The organism is Pseudomonas sp. V98_8, assembly GCF_029967975.1.
GTDB lineage: Bacteria > Pseudomonadota > Gammaproteobacteria > Pseudomonadales > Pseudomonadaceae > Aquipseudomonas > Aquipseudomonas umsongensis.
On the sequence record NZ_JASCAE010000054.1, the window covers coordinates 64608 to 86025 of the forward strand.

20 protein-coding genes are annotated in these 21418 nt (G+C 59.0%); 11 read left to right on the top strand and 9 right to left on the bottom strand.

What is annotated here, in order from left to right; all coding sequences use genetic code 11:
- Positions 1-22: 22 nt before the first annotated feature.
- A complete protein-coding gene (locus tag QLG10_RS18640) occupies positions 23-2398 on the bottom strand; it encodes a phosphoketolase family protein (protein WP_248679307.1) in 2376 nt (791 codons plus the stop codon).
- Between the two features lie 222 nt (positions 2399-2620).
- Between QLG10_RS18640 and fnr the strand changes: the two genes are divergently transcribed.
- Positions 2621-3364, top strand: coding sequence for a fumarate/nitrate reduction transcriptional regulator Fnr (gene fnr / locus QLG10_RS18645; protein WP_110754557.1), 744 nt, complete (start codon positions 2621-2623; stop codon positions 3362-3364).
- A gap of 22 nt (positions 3365-3386) precedes the next feature.
- Positions 3387-4370, top strand: coding sequence for a zinc-dependent alcohol dehydrogenase family protein (locus QLG10_RS18650; RefSeq protein ID WP_282487804.1), 984 nt, complete (start codon positions 3387-3389; stop codon positions 4368-4370).
- Here QLG10_RS18650 and QLG10_RS18655 read toward each other — a convergent pair.
- Complete coding sequence (locus QLG10_RS18655; RefSeq protein ID WP_110754552.1) at positions 4360-5271, bottom strand: universal stress protein; 912 nt, start codon at positions 5269-5271, stop codon at positions 4360-4362. The genes QLG10_RS18650 and QLG10_RS18655 overlap by 11 nt on opposite strands.
- A gap of 214 nt (positions 5272-5485) precedes the next feature.
- Between QLG10_RS18655 and QLG10_RS18660 the strand changes: the two genes are divergently transcribed.
- Positions 5486-6049 carry a GNAT family N-acetyltransferase gene (locus QLG10_RS18660; protein WP_282487805.1) on the top strand — a complete coding sequence of 188 codons (564 nt, stop codon included), beginning with the start codon at positions 5486-5488 and terminating at the stop codon, positions 6047-6049.
- A gap of 54 nt (positions 6050-6103) precedes the next feature.
- Here QLG10_RS18660 and QLG10_RS18665 read toward each other — a convergent pair whose 3' ends face one another.
- The 3 genes from QLG10_RS18665 to QLG10_RS18675 all read right to left on the bottom strand — a co-directional run bounded on the left by QLG10_RS18665 (position 6104) and on the right by QLG10_RS18675 (position 8632).
- Positions 6104-7027, bottom strand: coding sequence for a universal stress protein (locus tag QLG10_RS18665; RefSeq protein WP_179054684.1), 924 nt, complete (start codon positions 7025-7027; stop codon positions 6104-6106).
- A gap of 104 nt (positions 7028-7131) precedes the next feature.
- Complete coding sequence (locus QLG10_RS18670) at positions 7132-8370, bottom strand: DUF4010 domain-containing protein (RefSeq protein WP_248679305.1); 1239 nt, start codon at positions 8368-8370, stop codon at positions 7132-7134.
- A gap of 52 nt (positions 8371-8422) precedes the next feature.
- A complete protein-coding gene (locus QLG10_RS18675; protein ID WP_110754545.1) occupies positions 8423-8632 on the bottom strand; it encodes a hypothetical protein in 210 nt (69 codons plus the stop codon).
- 312 nt (positions 8633-8944) lie between these two features.
- Here QLG10_RS18675 and QLG10_RS18680 point away from each other — a divergent pair, with 312 nt between their 5' ends.
- Together QLG10_RS18680 and QLG10_RS18685 are read left to right on the top strand one after the other, a co-directional pair.
- A complete protein-coding gene (locus tag QLG10_RS18680) occupies positions 8945-9865 on the top strand; it encodes a universal stress protein (protein WP_110754543.1) in 921 nt (306 codons plus the stop codon).
- A 64-nt stretch (positions 9866-9929) separates the two neighbouring features.
- Positions 9930-10820, top strand: coding sequence for an amino acid ABC transporter substrate-binding protein (locus QLG10_RS18685; protein ID WP_248679319.1), 891 nt, complete (start codon positions 9930-9932; stop codon positions 10818-10820).
- Positions 10821-10937: 117 nt separating this feature from the next.
- On the opposite strand, the gene QLG10_RS18690 is transcribed toward QLG10_RS18685, so the two are convergent.
- Positions 10938-12959 carry an alkyl sulfatase dimerization domain-containing protein gene (locus tag QLG10_RS18690; protein WP_110754539.1) on the bottom strand — a complete coding sequence of 674 codons (2022 nt, stop codon included), beginning with the start codon at positions 12957-12959 and terminating at the stop codon, positions 10938-10940.
- Positions 12960-13103: 144 nt separating this feature from the next.
- On the opposite strand from QLG10_RS18690, the gene QLG10_RS18695 reads away from it, so the two are divergent.
- On the top strand, positions 13104-14060 hold the full coding sequence (locus QLG10_RS18695; RefSeq protein ID WP_110754537.1) for a LysR family transcriptional regulator: 957 nt from the start codon (positions 13104-13106) through the stop codon (positions 14058-14060).
- A 68-nt stretch (positions 14061-14128) separates the two neighbouring features.
- Here the strand turns inward: QLG10_RS18695 and QLG10_RS18700 are convergent, their stop codons facing one another.
- The 3 genes from QLG10_RS18700 to QLG10_RS18710 all read right to left on the bottom strand — a co-directional run bounded on the left by QLG10_RS18700 (position 14129) and on the right by QLG10_RS18710 (position 16189).
- The gene (locus tag QLG10_RS18700; protein ID WP_110754535.1) at positions 14129-14752 is read right to left on the bottom strand and encodes a LysE family translocator; all 624 of its coding nucleotides are present in this window, start codon (positions 14750-14752) and stop codon (positions 14129-14131) included.
- A gap of 125 nt (positions 14753-14877) precedes the next feature.
- Positions 14878-15285 carry a DUF2000 domain-containing protein gene (locus QLG10_RS18705; protein WP_110754533.1) on the bottom strand — a complete coding sequence of 136 codons (408 nt, stop codon included), beginning with the start codon at positions 15283-15285 and terminating at the stop codon, positions 14878-14880.
- A 49-nt stretch (positions 15286-15334) separates the two neighbouring features.
- The gene (locus tag QLG10_RS18710) at positions 15335-16189 is read right to left on the bottom strand and encodes an AraC family transcriptional regulator (RefSeq protein ID WP_282487806.1); all 855 of its coding nucleotides are present in this window, start codon (positions 16187-16189) and stop codon (positions 15335-15337) included.
- 268 nt (positions 16190-16457) lie between these two features.
- On the opposite strand from QLG10_RS18710, the gene QLG10_RS18715 reads away from it, so the two are divergent.
- The 5 genes from QLG10_RS18715 to hutC all read left to right on the top strand — a co-directional run bounded on the left by QLG10_RS18715 (position 16458) and on the right by hutC (position 21379).
- Positions 16458-18227, top strand: coding sequence for a copper resistance system multicopper oxidase (locus QLG10_RS18715; RefSeq protein ID WP_282487807.1), 1770 nt, complete (start codon positions 16458-16460; stop codon positions 18225-18227).
- A 10-nt stretch (positions 18228-18237) separates the two neighbouring features.
- A complete protein-coding gene (locus tag QLG10_RS18720) occupies positions 18238-19125 on the top strand; it encodes a copper resistance protein B (protein WP_282487808.1) in 888 nt (295 codons plus the stop codon).
- Between the two features lie 56 nt (positions 19126-19181).
- Positions 19182-19565 carry a copper homeostasis periplasmic binding protein CopC gene (copC, locus tag QLG10_RS18725; protein ID WP_020800326.1) on the top strand — a complete coding sequence of 128 codons (384 nt, stop codon included), beginning with the start codon at positions 19182-19184 and terminating at the stop codon, positions 19563-19565.
- Between the two features lie 3 nt (positions 19566-19568).
- On the top strand, positions 19569-20504 hold the full coding sequence (copD, locus tag QLG10_RS18730) for a copper homeostasis membrane protein CopD (RefSeq protein WP_282487809.1): 936 nt from the start codon (positions 19569-19571) through the stop codon (positions 20502-20504).
- A 134-nt stretch (positions 20505-20638) separates the two neighbouring features.
- Positions 20639-21379, top strand: a complete 741-nt coding sequence (gene hutC / locus QLG10_RS18735) for a histidine utilization repressor (protein ID WP_256229185.1) — start codon at positions 20639-20641, stop codon at positions 21377-21379.
- The last annotated feature ends 39 nt before the right edge of the window (positions 21380-21418 follow it).

The window sequence follows — 21418 nt, forward strand, 5'->3', positions numbered from 1 at the left end:
TGGTTTTGTCGCCGACCTCCAGTCAGTTGGTTACTCTCGGTGTCCATTGCCAGTTGAGGATTTCGGGCATGTCCTGTCCATGCTCAATGAGGTAGAGCTTGTGTTTTTCCAGGATCGACCAATAGCGTGAGCGCGCGTCCTGCAACTGATCGTGCAACCGGGGCACCCGCTCGATGACGTCCAGCGCCAGCCGAAAACGATCAAGGTTGTTGAGCACTGCCATGTCGAACGGCGTCGTGGTCGCGCCCTCCTCAATGAAGCCCCGCACATGAAAATTCTCATGATTGGTGCGCTTGTAAATCAACCGGTGAATCAGCGCGGGATAGCCATGGAAGGCGAAGATGACCGGTTTGTCGACGGTAAACAGTTCGTTGAATGCCGTGTCCGGTAAACCATGGGGATGCTGGAAGGAAGGCTGAAGCACCATCAAGTCGACGACATTGATCACCCTCACCCGCAAATCCGGTACGTACTCGCGCAACAAAGTCACTGCGGCCAGGGTTTCCAGGGTTGGCACGTCGCCGGCGCAGGCCATCACGACGTCCGGGTCGTCGTCCTCGTGGCAGGCCCAGTCCCATCGGCCGATACCCGCCTGGCAATGGCGCAGGGCCGCGTCGATTTCCAGCCACTGCCATTCCGGTTGTTTACCGGCGACGATGACGTTGATGTAGTCGCGGCTCTTGAGGCAGTGGTCAGCCACCGAGAGCAGGCAATTGGCGTCGGGCGGCAGGTAGATGCGCACCACGTCCGACTTTTTGTTCGCCACCAGATCGATGAAGCCCGGGTCCTGGTGGGAGAACCCATTATGGTCCTGGCGCCAGACATGGGACGTCAGCAGAAAATTCAGCGAGGCGATCGGTTTACGCCATGGCACCTCGGCGGCGGTTTTCAACCATTTGGCATGCTGGTTGACCATCGAATCGACGATGTGGATAAAGGCCTCGTAACAGGACAGCAATCCATGGCGTCCCGTCAGCAGATACCCTTCGAGCCAACCCTCGCACACTTGTTCACTGAGAATTTCCATCACACGGCCATCGGCCGCCAGATTGAGGTCCTCAAGCTCCAGCGGGTCCATCCACGCCTTGGCGCTGACGTCATAGACCGCATCGAGTCGGTTCGAGGCGGTTTCATCCGGGCCAAACAACCGAAAGTTGCTGGCGCCCAGGTTGTTTTTCATGACGTCGCGCAGGTAGGTGCCCATGACCCGTGTCGCTTCGGCCCGCAGGGTGCCGGGGGCGTCAAACTTCACCGCATAGTCGGTAAAACGCGGCAGGTTCAAGGGTCGCAACAACAGGCCGCCATTGGCATGGGGATTGGCGCTCATGCGCCGCTGTCCGGTGGGCGCCAGGGCGGCTAGTTCGGGGAGCAAGGTGCCGTTGGCATCGAACAATTCATCAGGCCGGTAACTGTTGAGCCATTCCTCCAGCTGGCGCAGGTGCAGCGCCTGGCGGAAATCGGCCAGCGGGACCTGATGCGCCCGCCAAGTCCCCTCGACCCGATGACCGTCGACAAACTTCGGCCCGGTCCAGCCCTTGGGCGTGCGCAGTACCAGCATTGGCCAGAGTTGGCGCTCCGATGGCTCATCCTGCGGATGCTGGCGCGCAACGCGCTGAATCTCGGCAATCTTGAGCGTAATCGTGTCCAGTGTCCTGGCCAGCGCCTGATGCACCGCCATGGGGTCATCGCCTTCGACAAAATAGGGATCGTAGCCATAGCCATACATCAGCGCCGACAGCTCGTCCTCGCTGATTCTGGAGAGCACCGTGGGGTTGGCGATTTTGTAGCCGTTCAGATGCAGGATTGGCAGCACCGCGCCGTCACGCGCGGGGTTGAGGAACTTGTTGGAGTGCCAACTGGCCGCCAGCGTCCCCGTTTCGGCCTCGCCATCACCGATCACGCAAGCGACGATCAAGTCGGGGTTATCGAACGCCGCACCGTAGGCATGGGCCAGGCTATATCCCAGTTCGCCGCCCTCATGAATCGACCCTGGAATTTGCGCCGACACATGGCTGGAAATGCCATACGGCCAGGAAAACTGCCGAAACAGACGGATCAGGCCATTGCTGTTGCGCTCTACCGAGGGATAGCACTCGGTAAAAGTGCCTTCCAGATAAGTCTGCGCCACCACCGCCGGCCCGCCATGGCCGGGACCGGCGATGAACAAGATGTTCAGGTCGTGCTGGTTGATCAACCGGTTGAGGTGCGTGTAGATCAGGTTCAAGCCCGGCGTCGTGCCCCAATGGCCCAATAACCGTGGCTTGATGTGTGCCAGTGCCAGGGGTTCCTTCAGCAACGGGTTGTCCTTGAGATAAATCTGCCCGACCGCCAGGTAATTGGACGCCCGCCAGTAGGCATCCAGCCCTTCCAGTTGCTCGGTACTCAGAAAGTCGCTCATCGCAATTCTCCAGCCGTATCCCGTACACCGATCAATAGGTTGATTCTGTGGGTCTGCAAGCGTTCAGACTTGATTTACCTCAAGTTTCCACTGCTCTGATACTTTTTTGTAACAAAGCCGGATCAGGGTCCATTCGTCTGATCACTCAGTTCCGGGCGTCCATTCTCAACGCCCAGCGGCAATAGACACTATGCTCAATAGGCTGATATCGAGGGCTTCCACGTGACTGAAACTCGATCGTATCGCGATCAACATCTCAAAACGGCGTGCTCCAGTTGCAGCGTATTGGAACTGTGTCTGCCGTTAGGCTTGACCGGTGCGGAAATCGAGCGCCTGGACACGCTGATCATTCAACGGCTGAAGGTCAAGAAAGGTTCGGCACTCTACCGCGCAGGCGACCCATTGCGTTCGCTGTATGCCGTGCGATTGGGTTCATTCAAGACCAGCGTGCTTTCCATCGACGGTCGCGAGCAGGTCACCGGGTTTCAGATTCCAGGTGAAATGCTCGGCCTGGACGCCATCAGCACAGATCAGCATACCTGCGATGCGGTTGCCCTGGAGGACAGCGAGGTCTGCCCCATTCATTTTGCCCACCTGGAAAAACTTGCCCGAGAGTTGCCTTCATTGCAGCACAACCTGAACAAAATACTCAGCCGGGAAATCGTGCGTGATCACGACATGATGATGATGCTGGGCAACATGAACTCGGATGAACGGTTGGCCGCTTTTTTGCTGAATATGTCGCAACGCTTGAACTCCCGTGGTTATTCGTCGCGCAACTTCGTGCTGAAAATGCGCCGGGAGGAAATCGGCTCTTATCTGGGCCTGCGCCTTGAAACCGTCTGTCGGGGCATCGCTCACCTGCGTGACCAAGGTCTGGTGGAAATAACCGGCCGCGACGTCAACATTCAGGACATGGATGGCCTCAAGCAACTGATAGTGGGCTGTCATCGTCACCTGAGGTGAACCTGCCGCCTGGAGTGTGTTCATGCGTGCCATGGTCCTGCATCGCCCCGGCCAGTCACTGCAATTGCAAGATCGCCCCATTCCCACGCCCGACTCACAGCAGCTGCTGATCAAGGTCCTGGCGTGCGGCGTGTGCCGCACAGATCTGCACCTGGTGGATGGCGAATTGCCCCAAGCGCGGCTGCCACGCGTGCCGGGGCATGAAATTGTCGGCGAAGTCACGGCCGTCGGTGCCGACGTCGCTGCCGAATGGATCGGCCGGCGGGTAGGCGTGCCCTGGCTCGGTTGGACCTGCGGGCACTGCATGTTCTGCCGTTCGGGACGGGAAAACCTCTGCGACAAGGCCCGGTTTACCGGCTGCCATCTGGACGGAGGGTATGCCGAGTACACCGTAGCCGATGCACGTTTTTGCTTCCCGATTCCTGAAACACTTTCCGACACCCAGGCCGCACCGCTGCTTTGCGCCGGGCTGATTGGCTTTCGGGCCCTGCAAATGGCCCGAGGCGCCCACCATCTGGGCCTCTATGGTTTTGGCGCGGCGGCACACCTGGCCATTCAGATCGCCCGTGGACGTAAACAGAAGGTGTATGCCTTCACCCGTCCAGACGACAGCGAAGGCCAGGCTTATGCCCGGTCGCTGGGTGCCGAATGGGCCGGGCCCTCGGATCAACCTCCGCCGCATCTGCTCGATGCCAGCCTGATTTTCGCCCCGGTCGGTGCCTTGGTGCCACTGGCACTGGCGGTCACCGTCAAGGGAGGCTGCGTGATTTGCGCCGGCATCCATATGAGTGACATTCCCGCCTTTCCCTATCGACTGTTGTGGGGCGAGCGCAGCGTTCGATCGGTCGCCAACCTGACCCGTGAAGATGGCACAGCGTTTTTCGAAGCCCTGCAACACACGCCTGTTCACTCTGACGTCACCCGTTTTGCCCTGGAGGATGCCAATCAGGCGCTGGAACGGTTGCGGAGCGGGCAGTTCAACGGCGCAATCGTACTCATACCCTGACGCGCTGCCTCACCGCCAGGATGCTCCCTGGCACCGAGTACAGCGCCCGCTCGGTATTGCTGCCGATCAGCCGGTCGATCCCCACCCGATGCACAGTGCCCATCACCACCACGTCAGCCAAATACTCCTCGACGAACCCACTGATCACCGGTACCGGCAACCCCATGACGAAATGGCGTCGTTCCGGCGGCACGCCGTAGCGCTCCGCCAATGTCACGAACGCCTGGTGCAGGGACTGACGCAGCTCCTCGATCACGTCCACGCCCCACCCTCCCCCGGCCAGTGGCGCATCGCTGTTGAAGAGGGGTGACAGGTCATAGGCGTACAGCAGGTGCAACGGCGCATCGCATTGCAAGGCCAGGGCATTGGCGGTCTGGATGATGGTGTCATTCAAGCCGCTGATTTGTGTCGCCGGATCGAAGGGGTCCACGGCTGCCACGATTCGATGCGGCAAGCTGTAGCGGACATGGTTGACCAAGTGCACGGGGACCGGGCACTCGCGCAACAAGTGGCAATCGAGTGGCGTGATGAATACTCGCTTGAGCATCGGTTCAAGGCTGACATCCTTGATCAGCAGGTCGGGCTGCAAATCCTCGACCGTTTTCAGTATGTCCAGCAACGGATGGGTGGTGAAGACGGCTTTGACTGTCACATCCAGCCCCATATCGTTGAGCCGATCGAGCTCTTCGGCCTCCCAGCGGCGGTAGCGACGCATATAGCGTTGATGCTCTGTGTCGTCGACTTTCTCGGCCCACAAATGAACCACCGGCACCGGTTCGGCAAACACCCTTACATCCAGGACGGCGCCGGCGGCCTTGGCCAGCGCGACGGCACGCTGTTCGGCGGGAGAGCGTTGCAGGTTTTGATCGACGATCAGCAGCAACCGTTGATATTGACTCATCACACACCTCCATTCGATCCCGGTCATCACTCGCCGGCATGCTTCAACACTGCGCCCTGATCGCGCTCGCGTGCTTGATGTAAATCAACCCGCACGCACTGACGCCTGTCTCTGATCCAGATCAAATTCCAACCTGGACAGCAGGGTAAAAAGAACTCGAGCGCGGATTTTTTGCCGCCCGCACGTCCTTGAAACTGCACTGGAGGAATACCCCATGCTCACTGTCAAAGACCACAATGATCGGGCTGCAGCCGCCTATGCCGCCGTCGATGGCCAATACTGGATTGAAGCACTCAGGGACGGCCGCCACGTGTTGATCCGGCCGCTGACGGAACAGGACCGCGACCGTGAATATGACTTCATCAAGCGGCTGTCTCCCGAATCCAGGCACATGCGTTTTCTCGCACAGATCAACGAGCCTGGCACGACGATGCTCAACCAATTGATGGACACCGACAACAAACAGCGCGTGGCCTATATCGCCCTGGTCCACGATAACGGGCAACTGGTCGAGGTTGGCATCAGTCGTTATGCGGCCACCGGGGAACATGAATGTGAATGCGCCGTCACGGTGGCCGATCTGTGGACGCACCTGGGCCTGGGCACATTGCTGATGGGGCACTTGATCGAGGCCGCCCGTCGCAACGGCTTTCGCCAGATGTATTCCGTGGACGCCGCCAGTAATGCGCCCATGCGCGACCTGGCCAAGGCACTTGGCTTCGAGAGACAGTGTGATCCCGACGACAGCCGCCAGGTCATCCATCGTCTTCACCTGTAGAAAAGTCGCCCCGCGATGCGTCGGCCAACGGCGCATCGCGGGGCGTTCCCCTCGTCAGGATTGCAGCATTTGTCGCGGCTTGATCGCCCATACGCTGCACGGTGCCTGATGCAGCAGGTGCTCGGCCGTGGTGCCCAGCAACTTGCTCAAACCCTTGTGCTGCACCGTGCCCATGACAATGACATCGGTGCGGTGTTCGGCGGCAAACTCACAGATACTCGGCACCGGCGCGCCTTCCCTGAAGAAACGATGCTGCACCGGCACGCCATGGCGTTCCGCGATGGCCGCAAACGCCTCCTGCTGAGCCGTTCCCAACATTTCATACACCCCGTTAGCCAGTTGCAATGCGCCAAAGCCCATGTCCTGGGCATATACAACCGTCCAGTCATACACATGCAGCAGGTCAAGATCGGCATCGCAGATCGCGGCCAGTTTCGCCGCTGCGTCGATAATGTGGTCGTTGAACACGCGGTCCTGATCCTCATCGCGCATTACATCGATGATGGCCAGCACATGACGCGGCCGCGGATTCAGCGGGGTGGTCACCAGATGCACCGGCACCGGGCAATCACGCAGCAGTTGCCAATCCAGCGGCGTGAAAAACACGCGCTTGAGCGCCGATTCTTCCTGGGCGTCCTTGATGATCAGCGTCAGTGGCATCTCGTTGATAAAGTTGAGGATCTCTGCATAAGGATCCTGTACCCACACCACCTCGCTGGTGACCTCGACGCCATGCTTGCTCATCAATCCGGCCTGATCCGCGAGCCATTGCCGATGAGTTTGCAGATAGCCGTCCCGGGCCAGGCTGAATTGTTCCGGGGCAAACAACCCGGCGACCGCCAACGCCTGTGAGTAGTCGAACGCCACGATGTGCAACGGCAAATGCATCGCCTGCGCCAACGCCGCGGCCCGGTCGAAAGCCGGGGTATGCTTCATGGCTGAAGGGGCGATCAGGAGTAAACGTTGGGTCTGCGACATGGGGCACCTCGGCGCGCGGCCATTTCAATCCGGTAGTAGATGCTCAGATTGATCGATTGCTGTTGCGCGCCCTTGATATTTGTCAGTGATACGCACGATGTCCGTCAGTTCAGGCTCATCCCCGCCCACATTGCCAGTGTCAGCAACACCTGGCCCGGAATCACGTAGGCGGCGAAACGACGTCCGCCGCTGACCCACGCCACCACGCATTTGCTGACTGAGTTGCTGCTGATCGCTATCAACAGAGGCCCGACAATAGCGTCGAACGGTAAACGGCCGGACTTGGCCAACGTGGCAATCGACGCCGTCGAGGAATGCGCATCGGCAAAACCTGAGATCGTGGCGGTGAGCATGACCCCCAGCTGGCCAAAATGGCTAAGCATCATGGATGAAACAAAGGTGATGCCGGTCATGGTCAACGTGACGATCAGGGCCAGCTTGAGGTTGAACGCACCTCCGACCTTGATCGGCTGGTTGGCGCCGGCCGTCGGCTTGGGGAGCATCAGGCACAAGCCATATAACGCTGCCGCGACAGCACCGCCGATCAGGGGCCCCCACATATGGCGCAGCAGACCGGTGTCGACCGCCCCCAGGATCAGGCCGACCTGGGTAACGGTGGCCATGTTGGACAGGATCGCGGCCGCGCTCAGCAGCTTTATGTCGTCGGGCTGCCGGGCGACAAGATGGCCCATGGCGGCGATCGTCACGGCGCTGGAGGCAAACCCGGAGGCAATGGCGCTGATGGGGTAACCGTAACGGATACCCAGGGTACGCACTGCAACATGCCCGATCGCCCCCACTGCCATCAGCAACACGGTCAGTGTGCAAATAGTACGCAAATTGATGGCAGCATAGGGGCCGATAAAACGATCCGGCGCCAAGGGCAGCACGACCAGCGCAGCGGTCAGCAGGATCAGGCCGTCCCCCAGCTCGGCATCGGTCAACTGACTGCGGGCGAAGTAGTGCAATTTCTGTCGATAGGCCAACAGTCCCGCGATGGCCACGCCAATCGCAATCGCCAGCGTCGGCCAGGCGCCACACAGCCCACCCAGTATCAGGACACTGAGCAGGGCCACTTCACTGGTCACACCGGGATCGTCGCCAACGCTGCGCCAGTACGCTACGGTGAAGAGCACGCCGAGGATGATCGCGACGATGCTTATCAGCAGGTTGCCACCGAGCTGCATCGCCACATAACCCAGCAATGCAGTGATCGCGTAAGTGCGCAAACCGGCACACGCACGGTTCTCCTCCTGTCCTTTGTGCCGTTCGCGCTCAAGGCCGATGAGCATGCCAATCCCCAGCGCAGCAGCGGCACCCGCCATCCCGAAAGTTTCATTCATTGGGTTGTCACCTGCACCAAGCCCGGCCCCGTGCTGGCCCACGCCCTTCTGACTACACGAGATCGGTGCGAGCCTGCGGTATTCGGCTGGCACGGGCTGCCGAGTCTCGAGCATTCGGCCAGACATGGGGTGCTTCGATACGTGCCTTGAGCTGATCAACGAATGCCTGCGCTTGCGCCAGGCTATTGAAATTCACTTCCAGAGCATCAATGCACACACCCCAGCGATGGCTGGCGGGTTTCTCCGTGATCTCAATGAACATAAATACCTCCATCCGACAACGAGAATCACCCCGTGCGCAATCGGGCACAAATTGGCAACGGCGTCCGGCACCGGCACGCAATCCAAAGACTGCACCGCCGTGACAGAAGAAGGATTGATAATGGTCAACTAATTCTTCACTGGACGCGGCTTTGGGCAACCGCACGTCGAGCGATGGCGTCCGTCCCCCTCCTCATTTGACAAAGATCAAGTCCACCGTTCCGGTCGCAAGCACCATGACTGCAAGGTTCAACTGCCCAAGGCCCCGGTTATCGGGGTAAGCCAACGCGCGATTACCTAAGGGAGATCCGTCATGTCTGATCAATCACGTTTCATGCTGATCGTTTCACCGTTGATGGAAAACAGCCCTGCCTTCGACCGTGCCGCCGCATTGGCCAAGGCCTCGGACGCGGCACTGCACATCGTAGCGTTCGATTACCTCGAAGGGCTGGCTACGGCTGGAATGGTCAACGAACAGGCGCTGGAACAGATGCGGCTGGGTTATGTCGAGCGCCATCGCCAATGGCTTGAAGACCAGGCTAGACCGCTGCGCAAAATTGGCGTTCACGTCACCACGGAAGTGGTCTGGGTGCAGAGGCCCTTGCAGGAAATCCTCATCCATCTCAAGGAACAGCCGATGGCCGTATTGATCAAGGCACTCGAACATGAATCCCTGCTGTCACGCCTGATGTTTACCCCGTTGGATATCCACCTGTTGCGTGAATGCAAGGTGCCGCTGCATTTTGTCAGTCATATGCACCATGCTTTGCCGCGCAAAATCGTCGCTGCAGTCGACCCTTTTCATCGTGATGACCAGTATGCAGATTTCAACGACAGGATTTTGCGCGAGGCGTCAAAACTGGCCGCCATTTGCAACGCCGAGCTCGACGTGGTCTACGCCCACGATCTTTCATCCATCAGCGCAGATGAATTTGGCTTCAGTAATGGTTCGGCATTTTTTTCTTCGAGCAAAGCCAAAACCCTTTTCGATGCGCAAGCTGAAGCGTTCCGCGAGCTTTCGCAGCGCAACGGTATTGGACCGGAGCGCCAGCACATGATCATGGGCAATCCGGCCAAGGTGCTTTCCAGCTATGTCGGGGCCTATGACACTGATGTGATTGTCATGGGGCGCGTCGGCCACGGTGCCATGGAGCGTTTGGTTGGCAGCACTGTGGAACAGCTGCTGTACAAGATGCCCTGCAGCGTGTGGGTGATTTCACCCGAAGACATCTGAAGGATGGATCTTTGCCGATCAGGACAAACACGTGACGGGAGAAAGAGGAATGAGCGCTCAACCGATGAAAGCCGCCTATCTGCTTCTTGTCTGCCTGCTTTCCCTGGTATCCGCAGTCGCGGGAGCCGACACGCTGGAACGGGTGCGCAACACTCACTCGGTAGTGTTGGGGTATGTGCCTGACTTCGCACCGTTCAGTACCCAGGACGGTGACAAGGCCAGCGGATATGCGATCGATCTCTGTCAGGGCATCTTCAACGCACTGAAAACCGAGTTGAACCTGCCTTCACTACAAGTTCGTTATCAGCCCGTTGGATTGGGCGAAGAAACCAGCGCCGTCAGCACTGGAAAAGTCGACATTCTCTGCACCCCGACGCCGGCAACACTGGAACGTCGAAAAACAGTCAGCTACTCCATTCCTGTCTACACGGCCGGCCTATCGGCCGTGGTCAACAAAAAGGCGCCTAATGCGCTACTCAAGGTGCTGAAAGGCGACGTGGTCAAAACCGGCCCAACCTGGCGCACAGACGTCAATCGCGCATTGGCCAACATGACGTATGCCACGATCGCCGGCGGCGTCACCGAACAGTGGATCAATCAACAGATACGGTCATTGGGCGTGGTCGCCACACTGGTCACGGTGCAAGACGCGGCCGCGGGTCTCAAGCGTGTTGCCGATGGCAAGGCAGATGTTTTCTTCGCTGAACGTACAATGCTCAAACATGAGCTCACCGACAAATACGTCAGCGGAAATCTCGTACTGCTTGATCGCATCTTTGAGTACTCAACGACCTCGATGATGGTCGATCGGGATGATGAAAACTTCCGACTGTTAGTTGATAGCGCGCTAAGCGAGATGTATCGCAGTGGTGAGATTGAGCGCCAATATGACAAACACCTGGGAGGCGTCAGTGATACCTCCCGAATGTTTTTCAATCTCTACGCTCTTCCTTGATGACGACAGGGGTCAAGGGGAAGCTCACGGCGGCGAGAGCTTTCCAAGCAGCGGGTGTTGAACTGGCGCGTCCAAGCCACAGACGCGCCAGGCTAATGGTCTACCGCGCCATCGCCGTTACTGCTTCGTCCCCGGCAGCAGTTCAAAGTCCGGGGTGAACGGGGTCATGGCGGCCATCAGCTGGGCGAACGGTTTGCGATCGCCTTCAAAGGTTGCCTTGCCGTCCGCGACGAGCTGATCGAAGCTGGTCTGCCTGGCCATCACGCCTTCGAGTGCCGAGCGATCGAGGGTGAGGGTCAGGTCGGGGTTTTTTGCCTGCTGGCCCTTGATGCTGGTCAGCGTTGAATTGCTCAGCTCCACCACGAATTGTTCGCCGTTGTCCGGGGTCTTGAGGTTCAGGACGAAATGCAAGTCCGCAACCTTGCTGCCATCCAGGCTGATGCCGAGATATTCGAGCCACAACTCCGTGCTCATGGCGCGGATAAAGTCCGGCCCGCCGGATCTTGGCGCCCGGCCCTTGGGCATGCCGTTGCGCAACTCATAGGCCGCCGCGAGGAAGCTGTTGCGCACGCCGGCACTTTCCTTCTGATAGCCCACCTGCTCATAGACGTCCGCCAGCAGGTCCTTGGCCTGGGTGTTTTGCGGTTCGGCGTACACCAGCTTATTGAGAATCTCATAGGCTTCACGGTATTTGCCTTGATCGTACAAGGCTTTGCCCTTGGCCATGATCTTTGCAGCCCCGCCCATCATTTCAACGTACAGCGGTGCCGAATCCTTCGGTGACAGCGGCATCAGCGTGGCCGGGTTGGCATCCCAATAACCCAGGTAGCGGTTGATTACCGCGCGGCTGTTGTGTTCTTCCGAGCCGTGATAGCTATGCGTCGCCCAAGTGTTCTTCAGGCTCTCGGGCAACGTGTAGACATTGTGGATCTCGTTGATGGTGACGCCCTGGTTCGCCGCATGCAGGACAGCGTTGTTCAGGTTGGCATAGGCATCGCGTTGCGCGCGCATCACTTCCTGGATTCGTTCATTGCCCCAGCGCGGCCAATTGTGCGCGGCAAGCATCACATCCGCCTGCTGGCCGTAGCGATACAGGGCGTTGTTGATGTTCTTCGACCACACCAGCGGATCGCGCACCAGGGCACCGCGCAGGGTGTAGATGTTGTGAATGGTGCCGGTGACGTTCTCGGCCGCCCAGAACGCCTTGAATTGCGGGAACCAGGTATTCATTTCCGACGGCGCTTCAGTGCCAGGAGTGTTCTGGAACTCCATTTGCACCCCGTCGATGGTCACGCTTTCGAAATCCTTTTCGATGTATCGATTAGGTTCGATCAAGCCGATGTTGCCGGAGGCGGCGTTTTTGCCGATGGCCATGTCGACATGACCGTAGGGACTGCGTGGCAACAACAGGCCGTATTGAAAGAACGCGCGTCGATTCATGGCATTGCCAGCGTATACGTTTTCAGCGACCGCATGCTCCATGAAGCCCACGGGGGCGATCAGCGCAACCTTGCCGCTGCGCACGTCCGCTTCCTCGACTACGCCACGGACACCGCCAAAGTGGTCCGCATGGGAGTGAGAAATCACCACGGCCACGACCGGGCGCTTACCCAGTTTTTCATTGATGAAATCCAGCGCCGCCCTGGCGGTTTCCTTCGAGGTCAGGGTGTCGAAAACGATCCAGCCGGTGTCGCCCTTGATGAACGTGATATTGGCCAGGTCAAAGCCGCGGATCTGGTAGATCCTGTCCGGAACCACTTCGTACAGACCATAGGCCATGTTGAGCACGGCCTGGCGCTGCAACGAAGGATTGACCGTGTCGAAGTCCTTGCCCTCGAGCAGGAAATCATAGCTGCCCATGTTCCAGGCGACGTTCCCCGCATCGGCCATGATCTTGTTGTAGGCCGGCGCTGCGATGAAGCCTTTTCTGGCTTCTTCAAAATCGCGCTTGTCTGCAAAAGGAAGGGTGTTGCGCACACCTTTCTGAAATTCGACGGTGTAGGTCGAGGGCGGTTTGCCCTTTTTATCGAAATGCTCAATCGCGGCCGGTACGGCAGTTGTCTGAGCAGCAAAGATGCTGGGGTTGAAGCCCGTGGACAGTGCGATGGCCAGCGCGCAACTGAGGGTCTTGTTGTTCATGAAATGTTCCTTCGCCAGAGTATCGATGCCTTGATGGCGCGGGTTTGCTCTTGTTCGTCTTGACCCGCCCGGCAAGGAATAGCATATTCATTTGATTACGAAAAATTCCGTTTTACTTGATATCGATAACATTAAGGTTATGACATGACCCCGCGCCGCCTACGCCAATTCCTGGCATTGATCGAACATGCCCATTTCGGCCAGGCGGCCAAAGCGTTGGGCGTTTCGCAACCTGCGCTGAGCAAAAGTATCCAGCTGCTGGAACAGGAGCTCGGCGTTACGCTGTTCGATCGGCGCACCGAGGGTGTGACCTTGACGGCGTTCGGTCAGGTGCTGCAGGCCAAAAGCCAGCGCTTGTTGATGGCTGAAGAGGACCTTCGGCGGGACATCGCCCTGCTGGCAGTGGGCGACATCGGCACACTCAAGGTGGCCTTGGGGCCGTACCCCAGTGTCATCAGCGGCTATCGCGCCATTGCCCGGTTGCACGCCCGCCATCCCAACCTCAAGGTGACGGCCCATGTTGCCGGTTGGCGAGAAGTTGCGCAGCAGGTCGCCAACGGTGCAGTGGATCTGGGGATCGCTGAAATCAGCGCGTTGCAAGGCGAAAAAGAATTCAACTGCGAGCTATTGGGTGAACATCAGGGGCGCCTGTTTTGCCGACCCGGCCATCCGCTGCTTGCGCAACGCTCCCTGAAGCGGGCGCAAGCACTCGATTACCCTTGGGTGGCGTCGCGTATTCCATCCCGCCTGGCCGGCCTCATACCGCCCGCGACATTAGGCTGCGCCGGTGCCTATGACACAGTGACAGGCGATTTCGTGCCGGCGATTGAAATTGACGTCCCCATGCAAATCGTTCAATTCGTGTTGAACAGCAACGCGCTGGCAATCGGCACGTTGGCGGCCTTTGAGCGCGAGTTGCTGGCGGGTGAAATCATACCGCTGCCGTTCCACGATCAGGCGTCGTATGCCCATTATGGGTTTATCTCCCTCAAGGAGCGCTCGCTGCCTCCCGCCGTCGAGGCTTACATGCGCGAAGTGCGCGCGGTGGAAGAGGACGTGACGCGGCGGGAACGAGAGCTGGCCGCGTTGATCATGAGCTAGCGCAAAATCAGTCACCGGACTCATGCCGACGGTGGCTCTCGCAACCGGCCGTGGTCGGCTGTGGATTTCTAGCCCTGGAAAAACGCCCGAATAACCAGCATGCAGGCCAGGCCGATCATGATCACGCCGGAAAATCTTCCCACCCGCCGTGCAACACCTGGCCGGGTTCGCAATGCCTTGTTCGCCCCGAAACCCACCATTGAATAGACCACTGAGCAGCTCGCCGTATAAACCAGGCCGAGCGCCACGAGTTGGGCAGGGATGCTCCAGCTCGCAGCTTCAGACGTCCACGGCGGCAAAAAGGCGAGGAAGAAGATGAACGCCTTGGGATTCAAGCCGCTGACAAGCGCACCCTGGCGGAACCAGGTCAGCCAGCTGCCCGCATTTTCGGCTGCGCTATCAGCATGCGGCACCGGCGGATTGCGCAGCATCCCATAGCCCAGCCACGCCAGGTACAGGGCGCCCACTACGGTGAGGATGGCCATGAGAACCGGGTTACCGGCAATCAATGCGCCCACTCCCACAGCAATCAGAAAGGTCAGTACCACATACCCGGCCAGCAGCCCCAGAACGGAAGCGCCAACGCCTCGGTTGCGAATCCCTGCCGAGATCGCATAGGCCCAGTCAGCGCCGGGTGTGAAGACAAAGAGCAGTGAAAAGGCCCAGAAAGCCGCCAGTGTTGATTCGCTCATGCTGGCTCCAGGGGACTGAAGAATATCTGTGATCCGTGCATGTTTAACCCAGGAAAAAATCGCCACCGTACACGTCCCGCAAACCAGGTTTGAGGTAGGTACGGTGCGCGATAAGCGTCAGAGATTCACTTGTGCAGCGAGAGACCCTTGATGGCCTTGTCGACTGCTTTTTTGGAACCGCGAAGGGCAATGCCGACGAAATCCATGTTGGCCGGATCTTCCTCGAGGAAGACCTTGCGGTTCGCCTCGTCGTGACCGGTAGAGAACATGGCGAACACATACGGCAGCATGGTCAGCTCACGCTCCAGGCCTACACGGTGGGCCTTCTGGATTTCCTCAAGGCTGGCCTCGAAGATCAGCATTGGCTGGCCGGACATGCTTGCGTAGCAATGGCCATTGGCATCCACGTAGGGCTCTCCCATGACCTCAGGCGCTGCGGACGGGATACCGGTGGCCAGAAAGGCGACGACGTTCATCCGCTGCCACATGGCAAGGTCATTGCGGACGATGATCGCTACTTTGGTGTCGAACATTGCGTACTCCTTCAAAACTGAAACGTGATGATGGAGTCGATGGCTGGCTTCAGTCTGTTAGATTTGTGCACAACCGCTGATAGGCTGCCGGGGTAAGGCGGTAAGCGCGGCGGAACCATACGCCCATGTGGCTTTGATCGGAAAAGCCCACTTCGGCGGCCACTTCGGCTGCGGGCTTGCCAGCGGCCAGCAACGCTCGAGCAGCCCGCAGTCTGAGCCGGATCAGATAGGCATGGGGCGCCTGGCCGTAGGTTCGCTTGAACTGCCGGGTAAGCCTGAAACGGTCGATGCCCGTGTAGTGGGCGAGCTCATCCAGGCTGACGTCCGTGGCCATCAGGACATGCAGGAAATCCCTGGCCCTTTCCATCACCGGCGCCGACTCGGCCTTGTCTGATGGCCGGGCGGGTCGCAGGTGCCTGGAAAGTATCTGCATGAGGAGGTCCAGGCTCTCATCTCTGGCCAGACGCCCTTCGTTTTGATGAATGGCCAGGAAGGCACGCTGTATCGCGTCCCTAAGGGGTACATCATCGGTCAGTGTGTTGCGAAAGGCGGCACCGAGCGAGGAAATATCTCCCACGCCGAGGCGGTCGGTCATGCTCGATACCCAGCGCTGAGGGAGATAGAGCATGCCATAGGTGAAGCCCTCGGGTTCGGGAGCGAAACCGTCATGCAGAGCACCAGGCTCGATCAATATCGATCTGCCAGGTGTGCTGGTATGCGTCAGGCGATTGCAGCTGAAGCGCTGCACGCCCTGGTGCGTCACGCCCACCAACATCTCATCGTGATCGTGGGGATCGTAGGCGTGGCCCTGGAAATGCGCATTCACGCTTTCGATCCCGGTTTCCTGATCGCGGCGAATGTTGATCCAGTCACTTGCGATTTGGTCATCGGACGGAAGAGTCATTTGGCCACCTATACTCTGGTCATCGATGCTGAGCCGGCATTTAAGACGGCCATTCTACCCGTTCGGGATTGCGCGGGTTACTCGGCGTGGTCCATTGCAGCGCAGCCTGCTTCACCGATCCACGGATAGCGACTGGCATTTACGGGTGAAGCTGACAAAACCGTAATCTTCAGCTCAGTCTTCTGAAAGGTCGCCCCCCTTACCCTCTTCATCGAACGTGGCAACATCCTGATTGCTCCGTCATCCGACTGACAGGGAACACAGCGTCATGCGACCTGAAACTTCTAGACGAACCTTTGTGAAGGGGCTCGCCGCCACCGGGATTCTCGGGGGCCTCGGGCTATGGCGCACACCTGTCTGGGCGATTACCAGCCCGGGCGAGGCGAATGTCCTGGCCGGTACCGACTTTGACCTGTTCATCGGCGAAACCCCGGTCAACATCACCGGCAACCGGCGTACCGCGATGACCATCAATGGCGGTATTCCCGGCCCCCTGCTGCGCTGGCGCGAAGGCGACACGGTTACGCTACGGGTGAGGAACAGGCTCAACGCCGATACCTCCATTCACTGGCACGGCATTTTGTTGCCGGCCAACATGGACGGCGTACCGGGGCTGTGTTTTCACGGCATCGAACCCGGTGGGATGTATGTCTATCAATTCAAGGTCAGGCAGAACGGCACGTACTGGTATCACAGTCATTCGGGGCTTCAGGAGCAGTCAGGCGTCTACGGCCCGTTGGTGATCGATGCGAAGGAGCCGGAGCCGTTTGAGTACGACCGCGATTATGTGGTGATGCTGACCGACTGGACCGACGAAGACGCGGTCGACTTGATGAAGACGCTGAAAAAACAGTCGGATTACTACAACTACAACAAGCGCACCGTGGGCGACTTCATCCACGACGTCAGCGAGAAAGGCTGGGGCTCCACCGTCGCAGATCGAAAGATGTGGGCCGAAATGAAGATGAATCCCACAGACCTGGCCGACGTCAGCGGCGCGACTTACACCTATTTGATGAACGGCCAGGCGCCTGACATGAACTGGACCGGTGTATTCCGTCCCGGAGAGAAACTGCGCCTGCGCTTTATCAACGGCTCGGCCATGACCTACTTCGACGTACGCATACCCGGTCTGAAAATGACAGTAGTCGCGGCGGACGGCCTGCATGTCAAACCGGTGAGCGTCGACGAATTTCGCATCGCGGTGGCAGAGACGTTCGATGTGATCGTCGAGCCGACCCAGGATGCCTACACCCTGTTTGCCCAGTCGATGGATCGTACCGGCTATGCCCGCGGCACGCTGGCGGCGAAGGTGGGTTTGTCCGCGCCAATCCCCCCCCTCGACCCGAGACCGCTGGTGACCATGGATGACATGGGCATGGGCGGTATGGATCACGGCAGCATGGGCGGCGACATGGCGGGCATGGATCACAGTCAGATGACCGGCATGGACCACAGCTCAATGCAAGGCATGGCCGGCATGGATCACAGCGGCATGACCGGCATGGGCGAAATGCAGTCCCATCCCGCGACGGAAAACAACAATCCGCTGGTGGACATGCAAGCCATGACCACTTCACCCAAACTCGATGACCCTGGCCTCGGCCTGCGTGACAATGGTCGTCGCGTCCTGACCTATTCCGACTTGCGCAGCACCTTCGCAGACCCGGACGGCCGCGACCCCGGCCGCACCGTGGAACTGCACCTCACTGGCCACATGGAAAAGTTCGCCTGGTCGTTCAACGGCGTGAAGTTTTCCGACGCCGAACCGCTGCGCCTCAAGTACGGCGAGCGAATCCGCATCGTATTGGTCAACGACACGATGATGACGCACCCCATTCACCTGCATGGCATGTGGAGCGACCTTGAAGACGCGAACGGCGAGTTCATGGTGCGCAAACACACTATCGACATGCCGCCAGGCTCACGGCGCAGTTATCGGGTGACTGCCGACGCGCTCGGCCGCTGGGCCTATCACTGCCACCTCCTGTACCACATGGAAATGGGCATGTTCCGTGAAGTTCGCGTGGAAGAATGAGGTGCTACCCATGATCAGGATAACTCCGATTTTTCTGGCGCTCGTGACCGCGAGCCTGACACTGTCACCGGCAATGGCCGCCACAAACGATATGCAGGGCATGGATCATAGCCAGATGCAGGGCATGGACCACAGCCAGATGCAAAGCATGGACGACGGCCAGATGCAGCCTGCCGCGCCTGCCGAAAGCCGCACGCCGATCCCGGCGTTGACCGATGCCGACCGCGCCGCCGTGTTCGTCAGCCCCCATGGCCATAACGTCCATGACTCCGCGCTCAACTATTACTTGCTTGCCGACAAGCTCGAATGGCAGGACGCTGATGATGGCAGCACCCTGGCCTGGGATATCTCAGGCTGGATCGGCGGTGATATCGACCGCCTGTGGCTGCGCTCGGAAGGCGAACGCACCAACGGCAAGACCGAAGATGCGGAGGTCCAGGCACTGTGGGGCCACGCCATCTCCCCGTGGTGGGACGTAGTGGGCGGCGTTCGCCAGGATTTCAAACCTGGCGACCCACAAACCTGGGCGGCGTTCGGCGTGCAAGGCATGGCCCTGTACAACTTCGAGACCGAAGCCACGGCCTTCATCGGTGAAGGTGGTCAAACCGCCGCGCGCCTGGAAGGCGACTACGACATCCTGCTGACCAACCGACTGATTTTGCAGCCAACCGCCGAACTTAATGTCTACGGCAAAAACGACCCGCAACGAGGCATCGGTTCCGGCCTGTCCAACACTGAAGCGGGCCTGCGCCTGCGGTATGAAATCCGCCGGGAGCTTGCCCCTTACATCGGCGTGACCTGGAACCGCACCTACGGCAAGACAGCCGATTATGCCAGGGAAGAAGGCGAGGATCGCAGTGAGGCACGCCTGGTCCTTGGTGTTCGGCTGTGGTTCTAGTACACGTTAACTTAACAATCAAAAAAATGACCGCTTGAAGCGGTGAGAGGCCTTGTATGCGATTGATCAAAACCACCGCTGTTGCCATCGCACTTTCCAGCGCGCTGCTGATGAGCACATTCGCTCAGGCGCACCCGAAATTGCTCTCCTCCACCCCGCAGGAAGGTGCGGTCGGCCCGGCCCCCGCCAAGATCGAACTGCACTTTTCCGAAAACCTCATGACCCAGTTCTCTGGGGCGAAACTGGTCATGACCGAAATGCCGGGCATGGCCCATGCCCCGATGCCCATGAAGGCCAAAGTCTCTGGCGGCAGCGACCCGAAGACCATGGTTATCACGCCGCTCTCTCCATTGCCCGCTGGTAGCTACCAGGTCGATTGGCGCGCGGTGTCGTCGGACACTCATCCGATCACAGGCAACGTTTCGTTCAAAGTGAAGTGACTGATGAGCGACTGGGCCAGCATTGCCCTGCGCTTCGGCTTGTACATGGATTTCATGCTGCTCTTTGGCGTGGCACTTTTCGGGTTGTACAGCCTTGAAGGACGAGAGCGAGTGTCGGGGGCCGTGTTGCCGTTTCGGTCCATGCTGGCGGGGACGACGGCGCTGGGTGTACTCATGTCTGTCGCCAGCATGGTACTGATGGCGAGCGCCATGAGTGGGGAGTCGGACTTCGCCGAGCTGCACCCGCATATTGAAATGATGGTATTGGAGACGGATGTAGGCTTTGCCTGGGTGGTGCGCATCATCGCGTTGGTTGTTGGCGGTTCAGTGGTGCTGCTCCACCAACGTGCACCTGTCGTTAGCTTGTCAATCGCAACGATTGCCGGTGGTATAGCCCTGGCCAGTCTCGCCTGGAGCGGCCATGGGGCGATGGATGAAGGCGGTCGTCGTTATTGGCATTTTGCGATGGACATACTGCACCTGCTGGCGGCAGGCGCCTGGCTGGGGGCATTGGTCGCCTTTGCCAGGATGGCAATGCTCGACACGCTTCAAACAGCAGAAAGCATCAGGTTGCTGGCCCGGGTCGTCAATCGATTCGAATCGGTGGGCGCTTTGATCGTAGTCGTGATCACGGTGACGGGGGTCGTGAACTACCTGTTCATCGTGGGTCCAGAACTCGATGCCGTGCTGCTGAGCACCTACGGGACTTTGCTGCTCATCAAAGTGGTGTTGTTTGCCGGGATGTTGGTGCTGGCCGCGTTGAACCGATTTCACCTTGGCCCGCTTTTGCAACGATCGTTGCGGGAGCGGGAGTATCGAGTGGCGGCTAATGCGTTAAGGCGCAGCGTGTTGGTCGAGTTATCGGCAGCGGTGTTGATTGTGGCGCTGGTGGCCTGGTTGGGAACATTAAGTCCTGATATGGAGATCGCAGTAACCTGAGCAGGGAGTGAGGCCGGAAAAATGCCCGCATCAATTGCCCGGGGCCTCGACTACGCATAGGCGTATCTGCCGTAGCTCGGTAAACTAGCTAGTCGGGGCATTTTTTCAACTCAGGAATCAACGTGGCCAAATCTATTGAGGACAATGCGTCTCTCGAGTCTTTTTCGCTCGAGAGTCCCTCCCCGCTGTATGCGAGGGTCAAGCAAATCATCATGCAGAAGATTCGCTCCGGTGCCTGGTTGCCCAATTCCAAGGTGCCGTCGGAAAGCGAGCTGCTGAATTTGTTGGGGGTCAGTCGCATGACCATCAACCGCGCCTTGCGCGAGCTGACCATTGAAGGCTCGCTGGTGCGGATGCAAGGGGTTGGCACCTTCGTCGCGGAGCCCAAGGGGCATGCCGCATTGTTCGAGATCCACAACATCGCCGAAGAAATCGAGGCCCGGGGTCATGAACATCGCTGCGAAGTGATCGTGCTCGAAGAGATGCCTGAACGGGCTCGTGCTTCGATGCCCTTCCCCCTCGAAGGGGTCAAGCGCCTGTTCCATTCGGTGGTGGTGCATCACGAGAATGGCGTGCCGGTGCAGATCGAAGAACGCTTCGTCAACGCCGAGGTAGCACCCGCTTACCTGCAGCAGGACTTCACCAAGATCACGCCTTATGCCTACCTGATCCAGTTGGCGCCGTTGACCGAGGGCGAACATGTGGTCGAGTCGATCCACGCCAAATCCGCCGAGTGCAAGCTGTTGCAGATAAAACGCTATGAGCCGTGCCTGTTGATTCGCCGCCGTACCTGGGCAGCCAAAGGCCAGGTCGGCTGTGCGCGACTGGTCTATCCGGGGTCGCGTTATCGACTGGAAGGCAAGTTCGGTAACTGATACCACGGGTCGAGCGGCCCCCGCTTGCCGCTCGACCTG